The sequence below is a fragment of the Phytoactinopolyspora endophytica genome (genome assembly GCF_004138495.1).
Lineage (GTDB): Bacteria > Actinomycetota > Actinomycetes > Jiangellales > Jiangellaceae > Phytoactinopolyspora > Phytoactinopolyspora endophytica.
In genome coordinates this window covers 632978-637912 of the sequence record NZ_ML142849.1, presented here as the reverse complement: position 1 = coordinate 637912, position 4935 = coordinate 632978, and the positions used below count along the sequence as shown (strand labels likewise).

The following is a 4935-nucleotide window of genomic DNA, read 5'->3' as shown; positions in this document are numbered from 1 at the left end:
CCGACGTCGACACGATCTCCCAGTTCATCCAGTTCGGCGGGATCTTCCTTCTGGTCAACATCGGCCAGCTGGTGATCGCCACCGTGATCATGGCGATCTACTCCTGGCAGCTGACCATCCTGGTGTGGCTGACCTTCCTGCCGTTCTTCGTGGCACTGCGCTGGTTCCAGCGGATGCTGTCCGCGGCTTTCATGGCCGTGCGGCAACGGGTCGGCGTCATGCTGGGCGCCATCTCGGAGTCCGTGGTCGGCGCCCAGGCGGTCCGCGCATACGCGATCGAAGGCCGCACGCAGCAGCGGATCGACGACGCCGTCGAGTCGCATCGGTCGGCGGCAGTGAAAGCGCAGCGGCTGGCGGCGGCCACCTTCTCCACCGGCGAGGTGGTGGCCGGCATCGCCAACGCCGCGGTGATCGTGGTCGGCGTGTACCTCGGGATCGGCGGCAACATCACGCTGGGCCAGCTGCTGGCGTTCATCTTCCTGGTGACCCTGTTCGTCGCGCCGGTGCAGGTCGGCACCGAGGTGCTCAGCGAGGCGCAGAACGCCATCGCCGGCTGGCGGCGAGTGCTCGAAGTCCTGGACACGCCTGCCGACGTCTCCGACCCGGGAGACTCCGGCGTCGACCTGCCACGCGGTCCGATCGAGGTGCGGTTCGAGGACGTCTCCTACGCCTACCCGGACGGGCCCGTGGTGCTCGACGACGTGAACGTGGACATCGCACCGCGGACCCGGCTCGCCGTCGTCGGGGAGACCGGCTCCGGCAAGACGACGTTCGCCAAGTTGCTGACCAGGCTGATGGATCCGCGCTCGGGCCGGGTCCTCATCGACGGCGTGGACCTGCGCGAGGTGCGTTTCAGCTCGCTGCGCCGGCGCATGGTGATGGTGCCACAGGAGGGATTCCTGTTCGACGACACCGTCGCGGCGAACCTGCGGTTCGGCCGGCCGGAGGCCACCGACGAGGACATCTGGCGTGGGCTGAGCGACCTCGGTCTGGCCGACTGGGTCGAGTCCCTGCCGGACGGCCTCGAATCATCGGTCGGGCAGCGTGGTGAGTCTCTGTCCGCGGGGGAACGGCAGCTCGTGGCGCTGGCCCGGGCCTACCTCGCCGACCCCGACCTGCTGGTACTGGATGAGGCGACCAGCGCGGTGGACCCGGCGACCGAGGTGCGGCTGGCGCGGGCCATGGAGGGAATATCGCGGGGAAGGACGTCGGTGACCATCGCGCACCGGCTGTCCACGGCGGAGGCGGCGGACGAGGTCCTCGTCTTCGACTCCGGGCGGTTGGCGGAGCGTGGGGCGCACGCCGAGCTCGTCGACGCCGGCGGGGCGTACAGCAAGATGCACACCGCCTGGATCGCCCAGTCCCGCTAGGCAGTGGTCGCGTTCGGGTGAGTCGGGATTTCCGTCCTCGCCCAGCAGTCTCGTCGTCGCTGGAGCTCCTCCTCGCTGATGCCCGCCACACCATGGACGGAAATCCCGACGCACCCTCGGATCGAGTCTCACTTCTCGCTGGTCGAGGGACTCACATCCCGGCTCGCCTCGGGTCGGGCCGCACCTTGCGGGTGGGCGAGGGAAGCGGCGAGCAACCTTAGCGTTCGGAGCCTTCGAGCGTTCCGGTGACCGCACCTTCGGGGTCGTAGGCGGTGCAGACGATGTCGCGGTCGTCGTCGCTCCAAGACTCCGGCGAGGGAGAGAGGTAGTTGATGCGCAGCGACGTGTCGCTGTACTCACTGCCGACGAACTCCTCGAACGCGGGTACGCACTCGTCGACGACCTGCTGCTCCAGGGTGTCGTCGTCGGGCAGCTCGTCGCCGGCGATCTCGGTGATCAAGAAGATCTGCTGCTCGTACTCCTGGTCGCACGGGAACATGTCGACCGTCTCGACCATCCCGTCGTCGTCAGACTCGAAAGAACCGATGCAGTCACCGATCTGGATGTTGAAGATCCCGGCGTTCTCCACCGTCTCCGTCACGTCGTCGGTGTCCTCGTCGCGTTCGACGTCCTCGCTCTCATCGTCGTCGCCGAAGAGGTCGCTGACGGCCGAACAGCCGGTGAGCGCGAGGGCGAGCGTCGCGCTGACGACCGCGACGCGGGCTACCGCGACGGTCCGGGTAGAGCGTGCCACGGGAATGCTCCTTGTCGATTTTCTATCAGTTCCATGGGCAGTTCAGATGCCATCGGCACGATACCGTAGCGTCGGCCGGAGTTCTGCGTCCCCGCCGATGATCGCCGTACCACCTGGCGTCCGGCACAATGGAGGTCATGCCCGGACTCGCCCCCGATATCGCCGAGCGGCTCACACGCAACTCCGACGGGTTGCTGCCGGCCGTCGTCCAGCAGTATGACTCGGGCGAGGTGCTGATGCTCGCCTGGATGGACGACGAGGCGCTGCATCGCACGCTGACGACTGGGCGCGCCACGTACTGGAGCCGGAGCCGCGGCGAGTACTGGGTGAAGGGCGAGACATCCGGCCACCACCAGCGAGTGCACGAGGTCCGGCTGGACTGCGACGCAGACACCATACTGGTCAAGGTCGATCAGGAAGGGCCGGCGTGTCACACCGGAACGCGTACGTGCTTCGACGACGGTCTGATCGAGCAGGCGAGCGCATGATCACGAACGCCGTCCGCGTCCCCGATGTGTTCCTCGACGGTGAGCATGGACGCTGCCGTCCGAAAGAGCCTGCGTTGTGGTCGTGGGGACGACCACGATGTCGTTCGTCGTTGCTGGGAGTGGGCGGGCGTGTGGTGATCCGGTGGGAGAACGAGAAGGTGGGGGAGAGCCCGTGAACGGACTGGAGGTCACGCCTGAACTGGAGGCGTTTCGGGTCTTGGCCAAGGAACGCCGGGTCATACCCGTCGTTCGCCGGCTGCTCGCGGACGCGGAGACCCCGGTCGGCATCTACCGCAAGCTGGCCGGTGAGCGCCCCGGAACCTTCCTGCTGGAGTCGGCCGAACACGGCGGAGTGTGGTCGCGGTACTCGTTCATCGGGGCCCATTCGGAGGCGATCCTGACCGAGCGGGACGGTGAGGCGATCTGGCACGGCAACCCGCCGGTCGGCCTTCCGCACGGGGGCAACCCGTGGGAGACGCTCGCCGGCACGCTGGCGGCGCTGCGGACATCGCACCTCCCGGACCTGCCGCCACTCACCGGAGGCCTCGTCGGCTTCGTCTCCTATGACGCCGTCCGGCGCCTGGAACGGCTACCGGAGGACACGGTGGACGACCTCCAGCTGCCCGAGATGGCGTTCCTGCTGGCCACCGATATCGCGGTGCTCGACCACGACGACGGCACGTTGCTTCTCGTCGCCAACGCCATCAACTGGGACAACAGCGACGAGCGGGTCGACGACGCGTGGGCCGACGCGGTGTCCCGGCTGGATCGGATGACAGCCCAGCTGGCCGTCCCTACGCCGTCGTCGGTCAACCCGTATGTGCCGGAGATCCTGCCGGAGCACCGTAGCCGCACAGCGAAGGCCGACTTTCTGGCCTCGGTGGAGAAGGCCAAGGAGGAGATCCACGCGGGCGAGGCGTTCCAGGTCGTGGTGTCGCAGCGGTTCGAGGCGGAGACGCAGGCTGACGCGTTGGACGTCTACCGGGTGCTGCGGCGGGACAACCCGAGCCCGTACATGTATCTGCTCCGTCTCCCAGGGGCGAACGGTGACGGGGACGGGGCGTTCTCCGTCGTCGGGTCGAGCCCGGAAGCGCTGGTGAAGGTGGAAGGGGACCGGGTGATGACCCATCCCATCGCCGGAACCCGGTGGCGCGGCGAGACCCCCGAGGCCGACGCGGCCCTCGCCGCGGAGCTGATGGAGGACCCGAAAGAGCGAGCCGAGCACCTGATGCTGGTCGACCTGGGCCGCAACGATCTCGGCCGGGTGTGCGCTCCGGGCACCGTGGAGGTGGTCGACTTCATGTCGGTGCGCCGGTACAGCCACGTGATGCACATCGAGTCCACAGTGGTGGGCCGGTTGCGGGAGGACCGCACGGCGCTGGACGTGCTGGCCGCGTGCTTCCCGGCGGGCACCCTGTCCGGCGCTCCCAAGGTGCGCGCCATGGAGATCATCGAGGAACTCGAGCCGACCAGACGCGGCATCTACGGAGGTGTGATCGGCTACCTCGACTTCGCCGGCGACCTCGACGTCGCGATCGCGATCCGGACCGCCCTGATCCAGGACGGCAAGGCATATGTTCAGGCGGGTGGAGGGATCGTCGCCGACTCCGATCCGGAAGCGGAGTGGACGGAGTCGAGGAACAAGGCCGCCGCGGCGCTGCGTGCCGTCGCAATCGCCAACGCCATGCGCCCGCTGACGGATCAGCCATGACCACGGCGTCGCGGCGGGCGTACATCTCGGCGCTGTTGATGCTGGCGGCTGGCGGCGGCCTCGGGCTGCTGGCCTCCGGCCGTCCGTGGGCCTCGGCCGAGGTGCCGTCGTCGTTCGCGGTCGACTCGATGGACGTCAGCGGTAACGACCTCGCGCCTTTGGTCTCGGCGGTGCCGTTGGTGGCGCTTGCGGCCGTCGTCCTCGTCCCGGCGGTGCGCTCGTTGGGGCGGCGCGTCGCGGGCGCTATCCTCGCCGTGCTCGGTGCGGTGATGGCCGTGGTCTCCCTCGTGGTCAGCGCGGACGTGCCGGGACGGGCCGAGCGGTGGATCGCGAGCACCCCCGAGCACAGTGGGCAGGTCCAGCAGCTCTCGACCTCGCCGGCCTGGGCGTTGCTGACGGCGCTGGCGGGGTTGCTGGTGGCGGTGGGCGGCGTCCTGGTCGCCTGGCGAGGACCACAATGGCCCAGCATGGGCGCGCGATACGAGCGCCCGGACAGAAAGCGACGTGAAACCCCGGTGTCGTCGGCGCAGACCTGGGATGCGCTCGACCGGGGCGACGACCCGACGGCTCCGGAGCCCCGCGAATGAGAGATCTCCCGGGCGACGGCGACGC

General features: G+C 68.8%; 6 protein-coding genes. 5 read left to right on the top strand and 1 reads right to left on the bottom strand.

Annotated elements, in window-relative coordinates:
• A partial coding sequence (locus ELR45_RS02790; RefSeq protein WP_205855734.1) for an ABC transporter ATP-binding protein occupies positions 1-1370 on the top strand: 1370 nt, incomplete at its 5' end.
• 217 nt (positions 1371-1587) lie between these two features.
• Here the strand turns inward: ELR45_RS02790 and ELR45_RS02785 are convergent.
• On the bottom strand, positions 1588-2124 hold the full coding sequence (locus ELR45_RS02785) for a septum formation family protein (protein ID WP_129663213.1): 537 nt from the start codon (positions 2122-2124) through the stop codon (positions 1588-1590).
• A gap of 137 nt (positions 2125-2261) precedes the next feature.
• Here ELR45_RS02785 and hisI point away from each other — a divergent pair, with 137 nt between their 5' ends.
• Genes hisI through ELR45_RS02770 form a run of 4 tightly spaced genes read left to right on the top strand, consistent with a single transcriptional unit; the run spans position 2262 to position 4910 of the window.
• Positions 2262-2612 (top strand): phosphoribosyl-AMP cyclohydrolase, encoded by a 351-nt coding sequence (gene hisI / locus ELR45_RS02780; RefSeq protein WP_205855733.1) that lies wholly within the window; start codon positions 2262-2264, stop codon positions 2610-2612.
• The gene (locus tag ELR45_RS34445; protein WP_165367323.1) at positions 2609-2788 is read left to right on the top strand and encodes a hypothetical protein; all 180 of its coding nucleotides are present in this window, start codon (positions 2609-2611) and stop codon (positions 2786-2788) included. Before hisI ends, ELR45_RS34445 begins: the two co-directional genes overlap by 4 nt.
• A gap of 5 nt (positions 2789-2793) precedes the next feature.
• Complete coding sequence (locus ELR45_RS02775) at positions 2794-4323, top strand: anthranilate synthase component I (RefSeq protein ID WP_420813800.1); 1530 nt, start codon at positions 2794-2796, stop codon at positions 4321-4323.
• A complete protein-coding gene (locus ELR45_RS02770; RefSeq protein WP_129663207.1) occupies positions 4320-4910 on the top strand; it encodes a Trp biosynthesis-associated membrane protein in 591 nt (196 codons plus the stop codon). The genes ELR45_RS02775 and ELR45_RS02770 overlap by 4 nt, the downstream gene beginning before the upstream one ends.
• Positions 4911-4935 lie beyond the last annotated feature (25 nt).

Coding starts and splice junctions, on each gene's coding strand:
- ELR45_RS02770 (WP_129663207.1), top strand. CDS start 4,320: ATGACCACGGCGTCGCGGCGGGCGTACATCTCGGCGCTGTTGATGCTG.
- ELR45_RS34445 (WP_165367323.1), top strand. CDS start 2,609: ATGATCACGAACGCCGTCCGCGTCCCCGATGTGTTCCTCGACGGTGAG.
- hisI (WP_205855733.1), top strand. CDS start 2,262: ATGCCCGGACTCGCCCCCGATATCGCCGAGCGGCTCACACGCAACTCC.